Genomic DNA, 18,551 nt, shown 5'->3' on the forward strand with positions numbered 1-18,551 from the left:
CCGCCTAGTGCCTGCGGCGGCGCTTCTTCGCTGCCCAGCCGCGCTTTTTGACAGGTTGCCGGGTTTCCGGCTCTGGTTCCTCTGGCGGATTTCCTTCTGCCGTAGCCTCTGTCGGCGCGACCGGATCGGCGGCGGTGTCTTCGATCTCCGCCTCGATCTCATGGTCCTGTGGATGCAGGGCCTCGACCAGACGTTTCACGTTCGGGCGCAAAATCCGCAGCGCGGCATAGGCATAGACGCGACAGTCAAAGGCTTCGTTGCGCGGGCGCACATTGTGCCATTCCCGCACGGCGAACCCCTTCACATAGCGGGTGCGCAGAGCCTCGGCGGTGAACATGTCGAACCATGCCGGATCGCGATGTTCTGGAAAATGGCAGTGACCCGGCCCCGGATCTTTGATCCGCGCCCGCTGGGCAACCACCGCTTTCGCCTCATCAACACCGACAGAGTGCAGATAGACCGGACGTGTTCCGCGCTGCTTTATTTTCGACGGCGCGGTCACGATAGGACGGCCCCAACCGCCAACACCCTTGATCGCCCAGACCTTGCGGCCCAGCCGCTTGCGCGCGTAGTCATAGGCCGCTTGCGTGCGCCCGCCCTCACCGCCGGTATCGAGGCACGCCGCAGAGATCCGCAACTCGGCGCCGCTCTCATGTTGCCATGTTTCCGACAGCAGAGCGTCCAGTTCGTCCCATACATCCTGTTGCAGAGGATCGCCCCAGAGCGTTTTGTAATCGACAGACCAGGACTCCTCTCCCAGCCCCCAGGCAACGATTTCCACCTCGAGCCGGTCATTCTGCATGTCGATCCCGGCAGTGAGTACGCCTGCCCCCATCGGCACCGGTGCCGCGAATTTCGCGGCACGCGCCATCAAGACCGACGCCTCAAGCTTGTCGCCCTCTTCTTCCCATGTTTGGGCCAGGGACACGTTCACAAAGGTTTGCAGATCCCCCGCCGCCCTTTTTTCGAGGAAGGATTGCACAATATCCTCGAGCCGCCGAAAGCAGGAATACAGCTCAGACAGATGATAGGACGCATGACCGCGAAACGGCTTCGTCGCGATCCAGCCACCGCCCTCGCGCTCTGCGTTGCGGATCGCGGCGCAGCGCTCGCCGTCGCTCCACACCGTGCCGCAGCCGTCACCAGCGCACAGATAGCCGGCTGTTTCGGCGAGGTGCACACCGTCGGCATCTTTGGACCAGGTCACCTGCGACCAGTCCAGCTTTTGCAGGTGGCCGCAATGCGGGCAGCGCACATAGAAATACCGCTGGTCGCCCTGATCAAAGGCCTTTTCGATCCAGCTGCCGCCCTTGATCGTCGGCGTGCTGATTTCCAGCAAGAGCCGCTGATCGCCAAAGGTCGCCGCCCGCTGCCACAACAGGCCGACCGGGTGGCCCTCATTGGTCCGGTCATAGCCGTCTGTCTCGTCGCAGACGATAAACGGCGCTGACCGGCCCCGCATGGTTTTGGGCGATCCCGACCAACTGAACATAAGGAACCCGCCGGGGTAGCTCTTCATTCGCTGATTGTTGACGCCATGCCGCGCCCGGGGCTTGGCGAGCACCTCGGCCAAGCCGTCGTTTTCCTCGACCAGCGGATTAAATTTGGTCTCGAGCCACGTCGTCAAGTCGCCTTGGCTGGGCTGCATCATCATTTGGGAAACAGGATTGAACCCGATCCGAAACGCCTGTGCGGCAAGCGCGGTCTGCGTCTTGCCAACCTGCGCGCCCCACATGAGCGAGATCCGATTGCAGCGCGGATCTGCCGTCATGTCGATGACTTCGCGCTGATACGGCGCGTTATCGAACCGCATCGGCCCCGGCACCGCATTGCCGATGGGAATTTTGATATTCTGTTCGGCCCACTCCGACGGCTTTAGGTCAGGTGGCGGGCGCAAAAACGCCCGGGCGCGCCGGGTGCTGCGGACAAGCGCCCGCGCATTGGAGAAATCAGCCCGGGCGTTCACTCACTGTTCGCCCCCTCGTCGTCGTCTTCCTCGTCGTCTTCGACCTCAAGATCGGTTTCGTGGATCAGGTCGGAATCCGACAGAACCAGGAGGATCTGATCAACTTCGTCGATCAGCACCTCTTTCATCTTGGTCTCGTCGCTCTCGCCGATCAGGCGCCGCGCGGCACGGCTGGGCAGCACATTGCGAAATCCCGCCCGCACTTCGCCAAATGCCTTTGTCATCGCGCGGTCAAATTGCTCGACGGGCACCAGCTCATTGCGCGCCTTCGACAGATCAAGCTCGGCTTGTTCGGTCTCGGCTCTCAGCTTGCGCAGGATCAATTCGTCTTTCGTGGCCGGGCCAGCCTCAACAGCCTGTGCGCGAATATCGTCGTCGCGCCAGTTCCGCACCTCGGCAGTGTTGAATTGCCAGGCGCGCCCACGCGCACCCCGCTGCATCACTGGGCAGCCACGGCGCACCCAATCGTCAATCGTCGGCAGCGACACGCCGTTGATATTGGCGAGGTCCGCCCGGTTTACTACCTGTCCTTTTGATTTCTTATTCTTGTCAGACACTTGAGGCCCCTTCGATAAATTTCGGCCAAACCTCGGCATGGATGCCGACTTTATGTCTCAAAGCGATTTTGTCGTTCTCTCTCAATCGCTTGCGCGATCTATATAATAAACAACCCCATCGCCCGGCGGCACGCACACATAAATTTCGGCGCGTACGGCTACCCACAGACGTCACCCCCCAGGGAGGGACCCGCGAAAGGGTCTGATGATCAAAGCGAACAGCCCGGCGCCGATCTGTCCTGGCGTCGGCAACAGCCAGCCCAACAGCGCCACAAGCAAGAGCCAAGGCGGCGGATCTTCGCGGACAATGATGGTCTGGACGCTCTCGGTCCTGACGCGCGTATCGCCCGTGCTCTGCTCTATGTCGCGTGCCTCTGTCGCCTCGATCCGCTGATCGCTGACGACGCTCTGTCCGACGGTCTGGGCATTGGTGCGCCCGGCCTGGACGTTCGTGGCAATGCTGGGTCTGCTGCCGATAGCCCCGCCTACGATCCCGGCAACCTTGGAACACGAGGCCAGAACTGCGCAGATCAACAGGAGGGACAGCCAGCGCATCAGGTCAGCCCCTCTAAACAAAGAGCCTGTTTGCTATCGGCGCGGCGATTGGCGAGCCCACGCACACGTTGGCCACCTGCGATGACCCAGCGGCGCAGCTCATCACACGCGGCACGATACCGACCCGCATTGGCTAGCTGCATCATGGTAGAACGGCAAACCGACGGCACGCCCACGTTATAGGCCAATTCCAGCATGGAAGCTTGAACGCCTGGCGGAATGTTCGGGTTCGTCATGCAAGGACGGATCTCGGCATAGAAAGCTCGAACGTCACGCTCGAGCCGGTCGACACAATCGGCCATAGTCGCGGTCTCGCCCATCTGGACGCCGTGTGTGTCGCCAAAGCAAATCGTCGGCACGCCTACGATATCGCGGTAGGCCTCGAGCCTCACGCCTTCCCATTTGGCAATGAATGGTGTTGCCAGTGCAGCTACCAGCGCACCGACGCCAAGCCCGACCGCTGCCCGTGTTCGGATAGCACCGCTTGTGTCCCGCCGGAACTCTGCCAGCATGTCCGACAGCCCCGCCTGCGCCAGCAAACGCGCCGGAATTGCAAGCGCGTTGACCACCAACGCCCCCGCTGCAAACATCACTGGGTCAACACCCAACAGGTCCGGCGAAATCAACGAGAGGAATACCGGCACCGCCGACAGAAGACAGGCGAGGAAAATCAACTTGATCGACCACGCGCCTTTTGCGGTTTGTTTCCATTTTTGAATGAGTTGCATGTCAAAATCTCCTTTTGCCCCAGTCAGGGGCATTGCCCCGGTTATCTGCGGTGAAGGATGTCGCGGATCTCGCGCACGTCTGTTCTGACGTCGGCGAGCGCCTCGCGGTCTTCGTCACGCTGCCGGTCGCGATCTTCCAGCGACCGTTGCAGCATTTCGATCTGCTTTTGATTGGTGAAGATACGGCGCACCAACCAGATACTGCCGGACGCCGCGCCGGTGATCGCAGTCACCACCAGCCCGGTGGATGCCTGTTCAATGCGTTCAATAAGCGACATGCGCGCGACCCTCTGCCCGTTTTGGGCAAGGTCGCGCGTTTAGGTTAGGGGATCCTCTGGCGGTTTTACCTTGACCGAGCCGCTATCACTTCAGCTCATTGACCGCCACTTGTAGCTGATCCGCAAAGTCTATTCACCTTACGATAGGATCGAGCACTGACCCAGCTTCATAACCTACAAGGCGAGAGTGGAGACGACTGATTTCCCGCTCGGTGAGAGAAGACAGGCAGTCAGCGACGAACCGAGCTAGGCTTTCCGAAAGATCGATGAGGTATTCCAATCGCGGCGGCAAATAGTTCGGGACCTTGCGGTTGCCGACATCACCCCAACAAGTATCATTCATAATCATCTGAAAGAGTTCGCGCAGTATCCTTTCTTGCCCTTTCTGCTGGGCCGCCAAGGATGGGTTTGAGATAATATAATCTCTAGCCATCGTTTTTAATAGTAGGACTTTTCGCTCAGTTTCCGGTGGAACATCTATCGACATAGGCCACTTTAACTTGGTTTGCTGGATGAAGTTGCCCACAAGCGCAGACGTCATCTGTCGCAGTCCTACCCGGACGCTACGACTACCATCGTATCTTTGTTGCAAAATTTCTTGATAGAGATCTAGTTGCTCAATGAGCTGTGCGAGAGCTTCTTGAAGAACTTCGATCGCGTTCTCAGGTCCACCATGCCACTTTTTTGCTGTACGATGAACGATCTGGAGCTGCTCATCCTGGTCGTTTAGGATTTTCGTCCATGGAATAAGGTTACACCGGTGAAAATCCTCCAAGTCGTGGACGGAATACGCGATGTCATCAGCCCAATCCATGAGGGCCGCTTCTGGAGACGGAACGTCTTCTTTCTGACCCTTTCGAGCCCATTCAAACTCGTCTTTCTCGCTAGCATACGCAGACCATTTCTTCGATTTATTCGGATTGTGCGCATCCCTGAGCCACGGGTACTTGAGAACGCCACAAGCTACCGCTCGAGTAAGGTCCAGACCGTCTGTTTCATTCCATCTGACTGCTAGCTTGGTGATGATTCTGAACGTTTGTGCGTTGCCTTCGTACCCTTCTTCACCTGCCTGCTGAACGAGATCATTAAGAGTGTATTCGCCCTTATGACCGAAAGGTGGATGTCCCAAGTCATGGGCAAGGCTTGCAGCCGCAACCACCTCAGGATCTAGCTGAGGACATTGTATGTTTCTTTCTTCGCACTTTCGAAGCAGATGTTGGCTAAGCCTTCGACCGATTTGAGCAACTTTGTGCGTGTGTTGCTGACGCGTATGAAATATGTCCTCTTCCCCAGCCCGCACAATCTGCGTCACACCGGCCAACCTCTGAAAATATGAGGAATATAAAATTCTATCGTGATCAGTCTCAAATGGCCGGCGCTGGTCGCGTACACCAGCGCCGGAAAAACGATCCATTCTCATCATAGGTCCCCCGCATTGCTCAAAGCAGGAGATATGCGGATCAACCAGTCGCAGTCAAATGCAATTTAAAGTTGCGGTCGGTGCGTAGTTCGCCTTTGTCGATCGCCAAACGTACGGCATACCGAGCTTTTTGAGCTGGAATCTGTCGAACTTTCGACAGTTCTTCGACAACATCAGAAATTTTCACACCCGAGTCGCCGTGCATGCTCACAACTCTTGATATTTCGTCAAACTCTTGGCTATGCTTTATCATTTTCATGGTGACACCTAATCTTCGAAACAGACGTTTTCGCCGACCTTCGCCTCTTCATACCAGCGAACGCTAGGCGTTCCAACCAATACTTTGTTAATTGGTATATCCAATTAACTCACCGCACGCCATATTGTTCCGCAGAGGTTCTACTATCTGTTTTTAGCCTCCCCCCCCCCGGCTCTCAGCCTTCGAGCTTTCTACGCCAGTAGTCGGCCTGATACAGCAACGTCCGCGCGGTCTTGATCTCGACTCCCATTTCCTGGGCGATCTCAGTGACTGATGCTCCGGCATCCCCTTGGCGCAAAGCGTGATCAGCCATGTAGGCCTTGCGCAGCCCGTGACAGCTCGGCAGCTCAAGGATGCAGTTGGCGTGGCTGTGACTGAGCTTTATCGCGGCCTCAATCCCAATCATGGTGGCGATGCGGTGATCATCGGGGATGCTTCCGGGGACATAGAGCTGACGCCGCCATTTCCGAGCGCCGGTCGCCCGAGTGCCCTCCACAAGTCGCACAGCATTTCGGCGACCGATCACCTCGGCAATTTCCTGGACGCTCTCGGGCAGCGGCACATTGCGGCCCCGACCTGCGGCAAACTCCGCCAGCGGATAGCGCACCACCGCCGGCAGATCGGGTTGATAAAGTGCAGGTGCCGAGGCGGAGGCTTTCCGCTGTCCGGAGCGCTGCGCCTGATCGAGCAATTTGCGCAGGTTCGACACTTCGTGTTTCAGATCCTCGACAACACCCATGGTCAGCCCTTGGCCCGGGTGATGTGGATCTCCATGCCCTGCGCGGCCAAGATCGCTTTCTTGAGCTTGAACACCTCGGTTTCATGGCCTTTTCGATCCTCGATCACGGTCACGCCGAGACGGTTGTCGACATAAACAAAGTCTGCGCGATAGACGCGCTGCTTTGCTCCGCTGTCGGTCATGATCGGGCCGTCACGTCCGGTCAGGCCGATATCGACCTGGCGACGCAGGCCGCAGATTTCGCCCGCCTCCTGCAGCAGTTTTAATTCCTGCCAGCGTTGGGCCTCTGTCTTGCTGTCGTGCGTTACGCCGTCTGCCGTTGTGGTCCGTTTGGTGCCGCGCACCCGGCGCTTATCTTCCCCTATCGAGGGGAGTTGGGCGTCCCTGTATTCCTCTGCTGTCATGCGTTCCGTCATTGCGATGCCTTTCTCTTCTTGGCCTCTGCCTCCATTCGCTCTCGAAGGTCCTGCTCGAAGAACTGTGCGAGCGAGATCGTCTGAACCCACCCACCTGTTTTGCCCGTGTCGGTACTGCGCGACCGGCGCGGCAAGCCCATGACGCCGGCACGTGAACCAATCGCAGAGCGGTGCAAGTATCCGAAATGCTGCGCCATTTCTGTCGAATTGACCCCGGCGAGCCACATCCGGCGAAACGTCTCGTTGTCACAGAGCTGTTTGCGCACTTTCGCGCGGCTGGGCAGACCAAGTGTGCGCGCCTTGGAGCTGATCGCCTGCCGGGTCACGCCCAGCGCCTGGGCAATGCGTTCTGTTGGGATATCCTCGCGAGCCCATAGCGGAGCGAGCGTTTCACGGGTGATGTTCTTGAGGAGCTGCGCGGTCATGACGATCACCCCATGCCCAGGCATTCTTTGTACATATCGAGTACCGCCTCTTCCTCGGCGATATCGTTTTCGTCGCGCTTGCGCAGCGCGATCAGCTTGCGCAATACCTTGACGTCGTATCCGCGCCCCTTGGCCTCTGCCATGACCTCTTTCTGTTGCTCGGCAATGGCCTTCTTCTCTTCGTCCAGGCGCTCAAACCGTTCGACGAATTGGCGTAGCTCACTCGCATTGGCGCGATAGGCGTTGTCTTTGGCGCCTTCCCTGACAGCGCGGTCCTCGGCTGTCTCTCGCATATGGGTGGTCTTCTGCCCGGCCACCTGGTCGGCAGCCATGGCAAACAGACGCGCTGGCACCTCATTCGCGACAATCTCACGACGTCCGACGTGATCAGATGCGGTCACCACGCCCAGCGCCTCGAGCGCATCTATCAGGCGGGCTGCTTTGTTGTACCCTATGGCGAGGGACCGCTGCACATGTGTCGTGCTGGCCTTTTGGTCCTCTATGAGGATCTGAGCCGCCTTTGCTAGGAGCGCGAAATCAACCGGGGTCTTTTGCAGTTCCTTGTATGCGTCAACCACGGCGCTTCCTTTCCTGTTCTGCTTTCAGGAGTTGACCGGCGAACTTGAGCGCGCGCGCCATATCTCCGGCATGTGGGTGTTGTTGTGGTTTCCGGCTCAACCAGTTCTGCGTTCGATGGGCCGCATAGATCTCATCGAGCGTGTTGAGCCGCGTCTTGCGCTCTACGGTAGACACCGGGCCTTTGCAGGGTTGTGGGGCACGGATCATGCAATCACCGGCCACAAGGTCGACCGTGACAACCACAGCGCCGAAACGGTGCCCGTGTGCGGCAGGATCAGCGTGCACGCTCATTGCGCCACCTCGAGCATGGCCCGTGCGTCTGCATCGGAGATCCCAAGCCCAGCGCGACGGCAATCCTCGGCAGTCACGGTACGGGCGGTGAGGCACTTGGTGACCGTGTCGCGGCTGATCTTGCCGAACATGAAATGCCCGGAACCAGCCTTGCCAACCTCAAGGATCGTCTTGCCCCACTGCTCGACGAATGCAGCCGCCTCAGCGCTGGGCGTGGATTTCTGGGCCGGGATGTAAGCCCGCCAGAAATCATCCGCGAAGAACCGTTCGCTGCGCCGGATGTATTTCGGATCATTGCCCCGCTGCTCGGCGGCATAGGCGCGGGCAGCGTCGAGGATCTGGTCAGATGTTGCACCGGTGGCCAGGGCCTTGCTGATCGCCTTTCGAGTTGCCTGCGCTGTCCCCAGCTTGGGAAACACGCGCTCAAACTCCCTCAACAAATCATCAGAACAATCATCAAGCGTGGGCGCGGGCTCAGCCGCGCAACTTGTTTGTTTTTCTTTTTGTCTGTTGTTCTTTCTTATGGGGCCGGTTTTTCCGGCGGGCGGGGTCAACCGGCGGGCGGGTTTTTCCGGCTCACGGTGAGAGGGTTCGACCGGCTGCGCACCGGTAGCCGGTTTTTCCGGCTCACGGTGGTTACCGCTTTCCCCTGCATCTTGTGGCTCACAGCCCCCAGCTGACACTGCATCTGGTGCCTGCGGTTCGTCGAACACTTCCCAGATATAACCTTCCAAGCGCCCGTTTTCGCCGTTCTTGGCATGAACGCGCAAATAGCCTGCCTCGATCACCTCACGGCGGATGCGCTGCCACTTGTCTTTTTTACAGCCCAGGATGCGCTGACATTCGGAAACGTAGAACGTCCAACTGCCACTGCATGACATGATGTAACAAAGCAGGAGCCGCGCCTCTGGCGAGATCTCCACATCGCGGATCAGAGCGTTCGGGATTGTCGAGAATGCGGTACGGCGGCGAATGCTGACCGATGCCTCTTTCTTGGCCGTCATGACCGCCCCCTGACCTGCGCCCAGATCTGCGCCCAGATCTGCGCCCAAAACCGAAGGGTGAAAGCGCGGTGATCCCGCGCCGACTGAGGTTTCGGCGGATCTCTCACGATGCCGTGCGTGATCTCTCTCGCGCGTTCGGTCGCGGCGTACTCAAGCCGGGTGTCGCGCCGCTCCTTTGCAGCCTTCACAGCTGCGCAGACCTGCTCTCTGGGATTCATGCTCATGCCCTCCCTATGAATTCGGTGCGCCCGTGGCCCTCTGCTGTGAACAGATGCCAGGCGCAGTTGTCTTTTCCGGTGTGCTTGCTGCCCTCGATCCATTTGACCCGCCCGACCGAGACGATCTTGCGGCAATGGCGCAGGTACGGGCGCGCCTGCTGGGTGTGGCTCCAATCCGCATCGAACAGCAGCCACGTCGGGCTGATCTGAACGCAACGCATGATCAGCGGATGCAGGATCTCGCGCGACCACGGCGGGTTGGTGATGATGAAATCCAGGGGTCGCAGCGGGCGTTGCAGCGGTTGCCAACACAGGGCGTCTCCCTGCCCTACGTCCCCGCGCCCCGGATTGATATCGACGGCCTCGGCGCACGCCCCACCGATCCGGCGCAGGTGGTCAACCAGCTTGCCGTTGCCGGCGCAGGGCTCCGCGAACCGAAACAGGGCGGGCAGATGACGTTTAAGGACCGGGACCGCTTCCCAAGGCGTGCGATACAGATCGTTTTTGCGGCGTTTGAAGGAGCTGCGCTTACCCATGGGCGGCACCTCCTGAGAATAGCTGACGGTGGCGGGAGAACCCGCCTCTGGCGCCCGTCCGCGCCCCGGTGATCGCGCTTATCAGGCAACTCTCTGCCCTTAGGCCACGCCGGGTCCTGACGTCAGCACGTTCTTGGTGTTCCGCTGTCCCGTGATGTTCAGCGGGGAAGTATCCCAGCGCGTGTTCGCAATTGATGGAAAAACCGCCAGAGGCGCAGGCAAACGAATCGCCGGATGCTTGGGGTTCGTGCAATCGTGGGATGCGCGGCGGGGCTGCAACCCCACCGCGCGCATTCATCCCGCCCAACGAAAAGGAGACAGCAGGATGAAAGCTGTTGAGCCGCATGGAGCGGCATTCAAAACCATTGATCATTTGTGCCAACCCCCTCGAAACGAGGCCGGATGGACTCTGGCGACGTATCCCTCTCGCGCGAAAGATGCGAGCTGATGGGTATCACGCTGGACACCGCGAAAGCCGCGCTGGATCTTACGACTTCTGGCGCAACGACAATCCAAGCGATTATCGGAACTATCCGGGCGCTCGAGAAGAACACGCAGACGCCGCAAGCGACACCAGAACCGGAGATCGCGGGTGCCCTCGAAACCTTGAAAACACAGGTACTCGAGGCGCAAGAGCAGAACATAGCGCTGCGCAAGGCGATACTCGAACTTGAGCAAGAGTGCCTCGAGCTGAAACGCGCAACGGACAAGTTTGTCGGCTACGAACTGTGGAAAACGCCCGCTGGGCATCTGGTCTACAAATCGGGCGCAGGCATAGAGCCCGTCCACTACCTTTGTCCCAGCTGCCATGACGCAGGTATTAAATCGATCCTGCACGGCAATGGCGCATTGAAGGCCTGCAAGCACAACTCGCGTCATGGCAGCTTTCGATTTGAGCTGCGAAACCCAAATTCGGGCTGGGCTGCGAAACGGCGCAGGTGACCGCAGCCCACTCATGCCGCCACCTCGGTATCCTGCGCGAAAAACTCAGGCGCGCCGGGGTCGGTCAGCATGACGAGCAGCGCGATATGGCTGGCGGGCGCTGTGACGGCGCCCCACCAGTTCAGCGCGGTCTGAAACGATACATCGCAGAACAGCGCGACCTCGCGCGGGCTGTGGAACCGGGCGCGGAAATAGCTCGACCATAGGTCAGGCGCATTGACCTTTAGGGCGTGCGGGTCAAACTGATTTGACCAAGACTTTTGCCCAGCGCCACGCGCATCATCACCGCATGGCACATCATTGTTCACAATCAGGGTTAGACGTGGGCGGCTCATGCGGCGTCTCCAAAGATGCTAGCCAGATCTGGGCGAAGGTCACGAACAGAAACGCCAAGGGCTCTCGCCAACTTCTCAACAGTGTGGAGCCCGGGCCTGCGCGCACCACTTTCAATCAGGCTGAGAAATGTGCGCGATATCCCTGCCTCTTCGCAAATTTCTTCCCGAGACAGGCCCCTAGCACTGATATGTTCGCTGATATTCATTCCAAATATTTACTCTATGTGAATTTTTGGAACAAGCGAATTTTTACATAATGTATATGGATGCGCAGGTGCCCTTACCGCATAGAGTGGGCATGAAATTCAGCATACGTGAAAAACGCCTCGCTGCTGGCCTCACCCAAGAGGACATGGCAGAAAAGTTGGAGATTTCGACAGGCCTCTACAACGGCTTGGAGAAAGGCAAACGACGTATGAATGAGACCTACCTTGAGGGTATCGCTATCATCCTTGGGGTAATGGTGTCGGATCTTATCATCGAGGATAAGCCGACAATATCAATCGCGGGCAAGGTCGGTGCCGGTGCTCAAGTGCCCTTGTTCGACGCCTACGAGAAGGGTGACGGCCCGCAGGTGGAGTGCCCACCCGGCATCGGGCCGCATGGCGTAGTGGCAGTTGAGGTCGAAGGTGACAGCATGGAGCCGGTATATTCCGACGGGGATCTGCTGTTCTACTCACGCAACGGGCACGACAGCGTTCCTGATGAGGTGATCGGCCATAAGTGCGTTTGCGAGGATGCGGACGGCATGGGTTGGGTGAAACAGGTGAAGGCCGGTGATGAACCTGGACTGTTCCACCTGATATCGATTAATCCATCCGGCAAGAACATGCACAACGTGCGTCTCAAGTGGGCTGCCCGCGTCCGGCTGCATTGGCCTGCGGAGTTTGCGAGGAAGAAGTGGTCCTAGTTCGCTCACCATATTAGAGGCAAAAGCCCGACACTCGATCATAAATCACTTAAGCATTTAAGAAATAAAGTAAAACAGGAGGTTAAATTTGACCGACGTCTTTGCCTACTCCGCACCAATGCGTCGCGGACAAGATCTAGAGTTCATCAAAACAGTGTCTGACTTGCAGGATTCAGAGGAACTCATACTCATTCTTACAACGAATGGGGGAGATCCTGATGCTGCCTACAAGATTGGTCGGTACCTCCAGCACAAATACCCATCCTTCAAGATACTCATCCCGGGCCTGTGCAAAAGTGCTGGGACGCTCCTTGCAATCGCCGCCGAAGAGATCATCTTTTCACCATATGGAGAGCTTGGGCCTCTCGACATCCAGATGTCCAAGACAGACGACATTGCTGGAATGGAGAGCGGGCTCAACATCAGCGAGGCTTTTACATCATTGGAAAGCCGAGCCAGGGAAACGTATCACAACTTGGTGATGGAGATTATCAACAGTAGTGGGGGCGTTATATCCTTCCATACAGCATCGCACTCAGCGTCTGAAATCGTATCAGCAATCTACAGTCCGGTATTTTCTAAGATCGACCCGGAGGAAGTTGGCTCACGAACGCGAGCAATGCGGATTGGCGAGGACTATGGCCTCAGGCTGAACATGAAGCACAAGAACCTTCGGGTAGACAAACTATCCATGCTCTCTCAATCATACTCAAGCCATGGTTTCGTCATTGACATGCTGGAGGCCAGAGTGCTCTTTAATAACGTAAGGGAGGCGACTGAAGTTGAAAAAAGCATTGTTGACATGCTCGGAGAAACAGGGCGTATCAGCGGAAATTCAACCTTCTTTAAGAATCTCTCGGCAGAATACGCCAAGTTACGGGAGACCCAGGCGGATGATGACACACCAAACTGCAACGCAAGCCCCGACAGCGAAAGCTCCACAACGAGATCAAATGGAAAAAATCCTCAAGGAGCAAGCTCAGCGTCAGCACCTAAAACCAGCAAAGGCGACACTAAAGCCAAGTGAGCGCTCTGACATGCAAAAGCAACTACTCACTGCAAGCTAACTCACGTCACATAAGATGATTTCAAGAGACCCCGCTCCGGCGGGGTTTTTCTTTGCGTGCACCATGCGGTTACAGGGTCGCGGCACTTGGCACTGAGGTGAATATCATAAATTTCACATATTGTAAAATTTTCACTTGCCCCACATATTCACATATTGTAAAAATACTTCATCAACCGATGGAGGATTGAATGCAAGACATAACCCAGACTGCCCGGCAGATCGCCGGTTCGCCCGAGGATCACCTCGACGAAATCCACCTGTTCACATCCGCATGGGCCACAATGAAGGCGGCGCGCGGCGAGGGGTTCGACCCTGCGCGCTTGCGCCCACAGCATCTTATTGATCGCCCGGCGCCAACGCCGGAACCAACCGATATGGTTCTGGATCGCGTTGGCCAGAAGGTCCGCGCGATCATGGATGAACAGGGCATCCTACCGCATCGCCGCCATGCGGCGTAACGCCCGGCGCTCCCGAAACGCCTCTCCGTTTTTTGCGACCAGCGCGGCGCATATCAGGCAACCCCCGCGGGCACCACCCGCCCCACCATGAACATCACGCGGCAAGGATTTGAGGATTGGCCTTGCCGCGAATTCCAGAGGTTTCGCACCCGTCTTGCGGTGCGGATCGGGCGCGGGCGGTTCAATCCTCCAAATTGCACGCCGCCCGCGCATTTCTCCGAGAGACAGCATGACACCTTACACCGCAGCTCAGACGCTCAAAGCGACGCCCCTACTCAACCGTGCCCGCCTCTTTCTCGATCTAGGCGGCAACATCTGGCGACCTGACCGTGATCCTTGGGTTTATGAGGAAATGCTTTGGCTTGTGGAGCTGCACGGAATCCGCGCCACCGCGACAGCGCGGACAGAGGCGTTTGCCAATTGGATCAAACAGGCGACCGATCAGACCGCCAAACGTGCGAGCGATGGGCGGCCTGAATGTCCCTATAACGGGCAATGCCCTGCACCGAACAAGATCCCCGTCGAGGCCTGAAACCTGCCTCCGACCAACTGACGGGGAGTTCCGCCTCCCCGTCCCTTTCTCACACCCTGTGGCTTTGGCCACAGCGCCCGGGGCGATTACCGCCACTCACGCAAACAAACGCACCCCGGGCAAAATTACAAAGGTGATCCACATGGCAAAGATTCTGATAGGTTGTGAAACCAGCGGCATCGCCCGGCGCGCCTTTGAGGCCCGTGGCCACGACGTATGGTCTTGCGACATTGAAGCAGCAGAGGATGGCTCGAACCGACATATCCGCTGCGACATTCGCGACGGCATCCTTGACGAGGGCTGGGACCTTTTGACCGTGATGCACCCGCCCTGCACGCGCCTTTGCCGCTCTGGTCGCCGCTGGATGAGCGGCCCCGGCAAGTGGACACCGCCCCGTCAGCTCCCCAAGGGAAAGACTTGGCAAGATATGCGCACCGAGTTCGAAGAGGGCGTCAGCATCTTCACCGCTTGTTGGCGCGCTCCCATTGATCGGGTCGCTATCGAAAACCCGGTGATGAACGACCTCGCCCGCGACCGGATGCCTATCGACCTGCCCGTGCCGCACCTAGTACAGCCGTTCTGGTTTGGAGAGCCGACCTATAAGGCAACCGGGTGGTATTTGCGCGGCCTCTCCCCTCTGGCCGCCACCTATCGGCTCGAAGAGCCAGAGCGCGGCTCTGAGGCATGGAAGGATTGGAGCCGTATCCACCGGATGCCGCCCAGCGCAGAGCGCGCACGCCTCCGCAGCCGCTCTTTTCCCGGGATGATGGAAGCCGCCGCCCAGCAATGGGGCGACCAAGCATCAGAGCAACTCGCCGCCGCAGCGGCTTAACCCACGAACCAACCGAAAGGCCTCAAGATGAATGCTCATACTGAAATCAAAGCCGATGCCGTGATTAAGTCTCTGACGGTTGATATTGGCGATCTGCGTGCGGCCCTCGCATGGGTGAACAGCGTGCGGCAGCACCGGAACACGATTCCGATCATCAGCCACAACCTGTTCCGCGTCGAAAATGGCATTCTGTCCATAACCGCGACGGATCTCGACCGCGAAACCACCGAGACCTTGCTTTGCGAAGCATCTGAAAACTGGGGTTTTGTTGCCAATGGCTACAGGATCTTGAAGGTAACGGCGGGCCTGACCGGCTCCGTAAAGATCGAACACGATGTTCCGAACGAACGCCTGACCCTGACCGCTGAGGGCATCACCCTAGTCATGAACCTGCTGGCACCGGCAGAGGATTGGCCGGCTCTGGTAAAGCACAAACACCTCGGCAGTATCGAAGTCGGCGAGGCGGTGCTGCATCAGGCCTTGAAACTGGTCAAGCCCTGCATTTCAACCGAGGAAACGCGCTACTACCTCAACGGCATCTTCTGGGCCGCGCACGATGGGGCGCTGCGCATGGTCACGACAGACGGTCACCGTTTGGCCCGTCTCGATCTCGATGCGCCGGAGCCGCCGCACAACGTGATTTTCCCGCGTGACGCTGTTTCGCCCTTGCTGGCGATGCTGACCGCCAAAGGCAACCAGTCTGCCAAGATCAGCTTTTATGGGAAGGATAACACCGCGCGTGTGATGTGCGCCCAGGTCGGTGAGCGAACGCTCTATGCCAAGCTGATCGACGGCACATATCCCGATTACACGCGGGTGATCCCTTCCGATGAGCGCGAGAACAAGATTGATATCCTCGTGCCCCGCACTGCCGCTCAGCGCCTTCGGCTTATGACCGACGGCGACCGCTGGGCAAACAAAGTCTGCCGCATAAGCCCGGAGAAAGGCACCATGACGGTTGCACCCAGCGGAGGAGACGAAACCTTGTCAGTGACCTATGCGGCCGCAGGCAAACCCGCCCCCGAGGTCGGCTTCAATGTCAACTATCTCGCCCAGGCCACCGCAACGCTGGGCGATATCCGGCTCCGCTCATCTTCGGGCGCTGACCCCGCACTGGTGACCTGCGAAGCGCATACGAACCTGCTCATGGTCCTGATGCCGATGCGGGTTTGACCGCGCGTTCTTTCGCCCCTGCGTTCTCACAAAATCCAATGGAGTCGTAATGAAAACGCCCCATCGAAACAAAACAAACCCTTGCGCCCGCGTTTTGGCTGACATGGCGCGGACGTGCTTTCTGATCGGTGAGGAGACCGATTTTGACGCACACTTTCGCTGGTCAGCGCATGTGAATGAGGTCGAAGTCACCGTTACCCCGGCCAACGCTAGTCTGGATCACGCTGTGTTGCAGCTAGACGAATACCTAAACATTCCCTCACGCGGCGGGAGGTGGTCAGAAAATGAGTTCCGCACCGATACCTACCCACGCGTCAAGGCCTTCGCGAAGGAGCTGGAAGCCTTCTATCTGGCCCATCAAGCCTAAATCCAACAACTTCCAGAAAGGTACCACAATGCAGGAAATTGACCTGATCCCCGGGGCAGAAATCGGAAATAAAACTGCATTCTGCCCGGAGAAAATGGATGCCGCAGGCGTTGACGCGGTATCGCTTTCGAAAGCCCTGACGGAGCGCCTTGCGCCGTTCGCCGCGCTGCTCACCGATGGTCGCGGCGTTGGCCTCTTTGTTCGAGGCGAGGACGCCTCCGTCGTCGGCATCCTAACAGACGATTAATTCCCCGGAGGCACCCATGGCCGCACCAGAAGCGAAAGAACAATCTGATATCGACGGCAGCGAAAAGCTCATTGTGTTCTTCATGATGAAAGGGCAGCCGGAACACCTTCGCATTTCACTCAAGTCTGAAGCCGCTATCGAGCTTATGGAAATGATCGAAGGGCACGTAACAACGCACGGTTTCAAAGGTTGGCGGCGCTTCAATGGCATACTGCTGAATATGCAGGAGGTGCAAGCTGCATGGATCTCACAGCCCCAAACGTCCAACTAACGCCCGAGGAACCATGAATGGAATTGAACGCATCGCAGCGGCGCGGTTACCGCAAACTCACAATCACGTATCCACATTTCGGCCTCAATCCGGTCGAAGTCTGCGCTATCCGCGTCAACTAAAACGCCTAAGGAGATTTGCCCATGGTAAGCTTTGCACCTGCCGCCCTGCGCGAGGCCAATGCCGCTGCATACCTTGATCTTTCGGTCTCGAAATTCCGCGACCTGGTCAGCAACGGGGCATTGCCGAAGCCTGTGCGGCTCGCGGACGGCGTCGAACGCTGGAAGTCTGACGAGCTGCTCGCAATCCTCAACGGCACATCGGCGCGTCCATGCGAGGAATTTGAACTGTGAGACGACCGCCAAAGCCACGGATCGCTAAACCGCACCTGAAATGGACTTGGGACCACCGCAATAGCGTGTGGGTTCCGTATCATCGGATCACTTGGTTTGAATCGGGAAAGCGAAAAGAAAAGGCGATCAAGCTGGATTGGCAAGGCCAAGGCGAACGCCTCGATCTACTCTATTGGCAATGCGAGACTGGCAAGCATGATAAGCAGTTCACGCCTGCCAAATACACATGGGCGGAGCTGATCGAAGTTTGGCGGCGCGATCCTCGTATCCAGGGGCGCTTGTCCGATGGAACAAAACAAAGCTACCGGCGAGATATGGATCGCATCCTCGAAAAAAATGCCGGAAAGGATGTTCGCAAAACGTCGCGGCAGGCGGTTCGCAACGCCCACACCAAAATGTCGGACACTCCAAGAAAGGCCGATAAGTATCTGCAAACGATCAGCCTTCTGTGGAACTACGGTGTCGAGAAACTCGATTGGCCCCTTGGCGCCAATCCGGCGAAGGGCATCGATCATTTTGGCAAGCAACGCGAATTTGAACCCTGGCCGGAATGGCTGATCAATAAGCTTCCAGAGGCCCCAGCCAATGTACGCACTGCGGCGGAGTTGATACTCGGCACGGGACAGCGTCCCAACGCAGCTATTCGAATGCGGCGAGATCAATTTCGTGGCGAATGGATGGAGGTAATTGACGAGAAGGGCAAACAGAGCTTCGAAACGTACTGTCCGCAAGCGCTTCGCGAGTATTTGGATACGCTGCCGGTTGCTGGGTCCCATGTTCTGGCCAAGAACCTTACACAGCCCTTAGGTTATGACGCAGTCGAGAAGGCATTTCGCGCGTGGCGCAACGGCCTTGGCCCCGAAGCAAAACCTTATGTTCTGCATGGCCTTCGCAAACTTGCGATTATTCGCCTGGCAGAAGCCGGATGTAGTGATGCGCAAATCCAAGCGGTTACCGGACAAAGCGCCGAAATGGTTGCCTACTACCGCAAACGGGCCAGCCGCAAAGCACTCAGCAAAGCTGCACACGAACGCCAGCAATGACCATGGAACAGAACAAAAACAAAACGAGACAGTGGGAGTCGCATGTGG

Annotated in this window: 28 protein-coding genes and 1 pseudogene; 12 read left to right on the plus strand and 17 right to left on the minus strand. The window is 57.9% G+C overall.

Annotated features, from left to right (window positions below; translation table 11 throughout):
- Nucleotides 1-4: 4 nt before the first annotated feature.
- The 15 genes and pseudogenes from UB90_RS14395 to UB90_RS14460 all read right to left on the minus strand — a co-directional run bounded on the left by UB90_RS14395 (nucleotide 5) and on the right by UB90_RS14460 (nucleotide 9,971).
- Entirely contained in the window at nucleotides 5-1,966 is a 1,962-nt protein-coding gene (locus tag UB90_RS14395; RefSeq protein WP_065332001.1) for a phage terminase large subunit family protein, read from the minus strand.
- Nucleotides 1,963-2,523 carry a terminase small subunit gene (locus tag UB90_RS14400; RefSeq protein WP_235859299.1) on the minus strand — a complete coding sequence of 187 codons (561 nt, stop codon included), beginning with the start codon at nucleotides 2,521-2,523 and terminating at the stop codon, nucleotides 1,963-1,965. The genes UB90_RS14395 and UB90_RS14400 overlap by 4 nt, the downstream gene beginning before the upstream one ends.
- Nucleotides 2,524-2,694: 171 nt before the next feature.
- Entirely contained in the window at nucleotides 2,695-3,078 is a 384-nt protein-coding gene (locus tag UB90_RS14405) for a bacteriophage spanin2 family protein (RefSeq protein WP_065332003.1), read from the minus strand.
- The gene (locus UB90_RS14410; RefSeq protein WP_065332036.1) at nucleotides 3,078-3,806 is read right to left on the minus strand and encodes a lysozyme; all 729 of its coding nucleotides are present in this window, start codon (nucleotides 3,804-3,806) and stop codon (nucleotides 3,078-3,080) included. Before UB90_RS14410 ends, UB90_RS14405 begins: the two co-directional genes overlap by 1 nt.
- 41 nt (nucleotides 3,807-3,847) lie before the next feature.
- Nucleotides 3,848-4,084: a hypothetical protein gene (locus UB90_RS14415; protein WP_065332004.1), complete on the minus strand. Its 237-nt coding sequence runs from the start codon at nucleotides 4,082-4,084 to the stop codon at nucleotides 3,848-3,850.
- Nucleotides 4,085-4,217: 133 nt separating this feature from the next.
- Nucleotides 4,218-5,498, minus strand: a complete 1,281-nt coding sequence (locus UB90_RS14420; RefSeq protein WP_207517318.1) for a deoxyguanosinetriphosphate triphosphohydrolase family protein — start codon at nucleotides 5,496-5,498, stop codon at nucleotides 4,218-4,220.
- A 46-nt stretch (nucleotides 5,499-5,544) separates the two neighbouring features.
- Complete coding sequence (locus tag UB90_RS22835; RefSeq protein WP_131818795.1) at nucleotides 5,545-5,763, minus strand: hypothetical protein; 219 nt, start codon at nucleotides 5,761-5,763, stop codon at nucleotides 5,545-5,547.
- Nucleotides 5,764-5,938: 175 nt separating this feature from the next.
- Nucleotides 5,939-6,502: a hypothetical protein gene (locus tag UB90_RS14425; RefSeq protein WP_065332006.1), complete on the minus strand. Its 564-nt coding sequence runs from the start codon at nucleotides 6,500-6,502 to the stop codon at nucleotides 5,939-5,941.
- 2 nt (nucleotides 6,503-6,504) lie between these two features.
- The gene (locus UB90_RS14430) at nucleotides 6,505-6,906 is read right to left on the minus strand and encodes a DUF1064 domain-containing protein (protein WP_235859300.1); all 402 of its coding nucleotides are present in this window, start codon (nucleotides 6,904-6,906) and stop codon (nucleotides 6,505-6,507) included.
- Nucleotides 6,907-6,914: 8 nt separating this feature from the next.
- Entirely contained in the window at nucleotides 6,915-7,343 is a 429-nt protein-coding gene (locus UB90_RS14435; protein ID WP_131818796.1) for a hypothetical protein, read from the minus strand.
- A gap of 5 nt (nucleotides 7,344-7,348) precedes the next feature.
- A complete protein-coding gene (locus tag UB90_RS23120) occupies nucleotides 7,349-7,636 on the minus strand; it encodes a DUF2312 domain-containing protein (protein ID WP_065332037.1) in 288 nt (95 codons plus the stop codon).
- A 78-nt stretch (nucleotides 7,637-7,714) separates the two neighbouring features.
- Nucleotides 7,715-7,921: pseudogene (locus tag UB90_RS23265) on the minus strand (DNA translocase FtsK); the annotation flags it as partial.
- Nucleotides 7,914-8,213, minus strand: coding sequence for a hypothetical protein (locus UB90_RS14445; protein ID WP_065332009.1), 300 nt, complete (start codon nucleotides 8,211-8,213; stop codon nucleotides 7,914-7,916). The gene UB90_RS14445 and the pseudogene UB90_RS23265, both read right to left, overlap by 8 nt.
- A complete protein-coding gene (locus tag UB90_RS14450; RefSeq protein WP_065332010.1) occupies nucleotides 8,210-9,217 on the minus strand; it encodes a helix-turn-helix domain-containing protein in 1,008 nt (335 codons plus the stop codon). The genes UB90_RS14445 and UB90_RS14450 overlap by 4 nt, the downstream gene beginning before the upstream one ends.
- Nucleotides 9,218-9,437: 220 nt before the next feature.
- Nucleotides 9,438-9,971: a hypothetical protein gene (locus UB90_RS14460; RefSeq protein ID WP_065332012.1), complete on the minus strand. Its 534-nt coding sequence runs from the start codon at nucleotides 9,969-9,971 to the stop codon at nucleotides 9,438-9,440.
- Between the two features lie 402 nt (nucleotides 9,972-10,373).
- Here UB90_RS14460 and UB90_RS14465 point away from each other — a divergent pair, with 402 nt between their 5' ends.
- The gene (locus tag UB90_RS14465; RefSeq protein WP_065332013.1) at nucleotides 10,374-10,913 is read left to right on the plus strand and encodes a hypothetical protein; all 540 of its coding nucleotides are present in this window, start codon (nucleotides 10,374-10,376) and stop codon (nucleotides 10,911-10,913) included.
- A gap of 11 nt (nucleotides 10,914-10,924) precedes the next feature.
- Here UB90_RS14465 and UB90_RS14470 read toward each other — a convergent pair whose 3' ends face one another.
- Nucleotides 10,925-11,248, minus strand: a complete 324-nt coding sequence (locus UB90_RS14470; RefSeq protein WP_065332014.1) for a hypothetical protein — start codon at nucleotides 11,246-11,248, stop codon at nucleotides 10,925-10,927.
- Nucleotides 11,245-11,454 carry a helix-turn-helix domain-containing protein gene (locus UB90_RS23310; RefSeq protein ID WP_074712579.1) on the minus strand — a complete coding sequence of 70 codons (210 nt, stop codon included), beginning with the start codon at nucleotides 11,452-11,454 and terminating at the stop codon, nucleotides 11,245-11,247. The genes UB90_RS14470 and UB90_RS23310 overlap by 4 nt, the downstream gene beginning before the upstream one ends.
- Nucleotides 11,455-11,546: 92 nt before the next feature.
- Between UB90_RS23310 and UB90_RS14480 the strand changes: the two genes are divergently transcribed.
- The 11 genes from UB90_RS14480 to UB90_RS14530 all read left to right on the plus strand — a co-directional run bounded on the left by UB90_RS14480 (nucleotide 11,547) and on the right by UB90_RS14530 (nucleotide 18,503).
- Nucleotides 11,547-12,158, plus strand: coding sequence for an XRE family transcriptional regulator (locus UB90_RS14480; RefSeq protein WP_081285597.1), 612 nt, complete (start codon nucleotides 11,547-11,549; stop codon nucleotides 12,156-12,158).
- A gap of 88 nt (nucleotides 12,159-12,246) precedes the next feature.
- On the plus strand, nucleotides 12,247-13,185 hold the full coding sequence (locus UB90_RS14485; RefSeq protein ID WP_065332017.1) for an SDH family Clp fold serine proteinase: 939 nt from the start codon (nucleotides 12,247-12,249) through the stop codon (nucleotides 13,183-13,185).
- 230 nt (nucleotides 13,186-13,415) lie between these two features.
- Nucleotides 13,416-13,685, plus strand: coding sequence for a hypothetical protein (locus UB90_RS14490; protein ID WP_065332018.1), 270 nt, complete (start codon nucleotides 13,416-13,418; stop codon nucleotides 13,683-13,685).
- A gap of 229 nt (nucleotides 13,686-13,914) precedes the next feature.
- Nucleotides 13,915-14,217, plus strand: coding sequence for a hypothetical protein (locus UB90_RS14495; RefSeq protein WP_065332019.1), 303 nt, complete (start codon nucleotides 13,915-13,917; stop codon nucleotides 14,215-14,217).
- A 142-nt stretch (nucleotides 14,218-14,359) separates the two neighbouring features.
- On the plus strand, nucleotides 14,360-15,049 hold the full coding sequence (locus UB90_RS14500; protein WP_065332020.1) for a hypothetical protein: 690 nt from the start codon (nucleotides 14,360-14,362) through the stop codon (nucleotides 15,047-15,049).
- A gap of 27 nt (nucleotides 15,050-15,076) precedes the next feature.
- A complete protein-coding gene (gene dnaN, locus UB90_RS14505) occupies nucleotides 15,077-16,222 on the plus strand; it encodes a DNA polymerase III subunit beta (RefSeq protein ID WP_065332021.1) in 1,146 nt (381 codons plus the stop codon).
- Nucleotides 16,223-16,271: 49 nt separating this feature from the next.
- Entirely contained in the window at nucleotides 16,272-16,589 is a 318-nt protein-coding gene (locus UB90_RS14510) for a hypothetical protein (protein WP_131818797.1), read from the plus strand.
- Nucleotides 16,590-16,617: 28 nt separating this feature from the next.
- Nucleotides 16,618-16,836 carry a hypothetical protein gene (locus tag UB90_RS14515; protein ID WP_065332023.1) on the plus strand — a complete coding sequence of 73 codons (219 nt, stop codon included), beginning with the start codon at nucleotides 16,618-16,620 and terminating at the stop codon, nucleotides 16,834-16,836.
- Nucleotides 16,837-16,852: 16 nt separating this feature from the next.
- Nucleotides 16,853-17,107 (plus strand): hypothetical protein, encoded by a 255-nt coding sequence (locus UB90_RS14520; protein WP_065332024.1) that lies wholly within the window; start codon nucleotides 16,853-16,855, stop codon nucleotides 17,105-17,107.
- Between the two features lie 143 nt (nucleotides 17,108-17,250).
- Nucleotides 17,251-17,460, plus strand: a complete 210-nt coding sequence (locus tag UB90_RS14525; protein WP_065330989.1) for a helix-turn-helix transcriptional regulator — start codon at nucleotides 17,251-17,253, stop codon at nucleotides 17,458-17,460.
- Complete coding sequence (locus UB90_RS14530; RefSeq protein WP_131818798.1) at nucleotides 17,457-18,503, plus strand: tyrosine-type recombinase/integrase; 1,047 nt, start codon at nucleotides 17,457-17,459, stop codon at nucleotides 18,501-18,503. Before UB90_RS14525 ends, UB90_RS14530 begins: the two co-directional genes overlap by 4 nt.
- Nucleotides 18,504-18,551: the final 48 nt, after the last annotated feature.

The sequence above is a fragment of the Tritonibacter mobilis genome, from assembly GCF_001681715.1.
Lineage (GTDB): Bacteria > Pseudomonadota > Alphaproteobacteria > Rhodobacterales > Rhodobacteraceae > Epibacterium > Epibacterium mobile.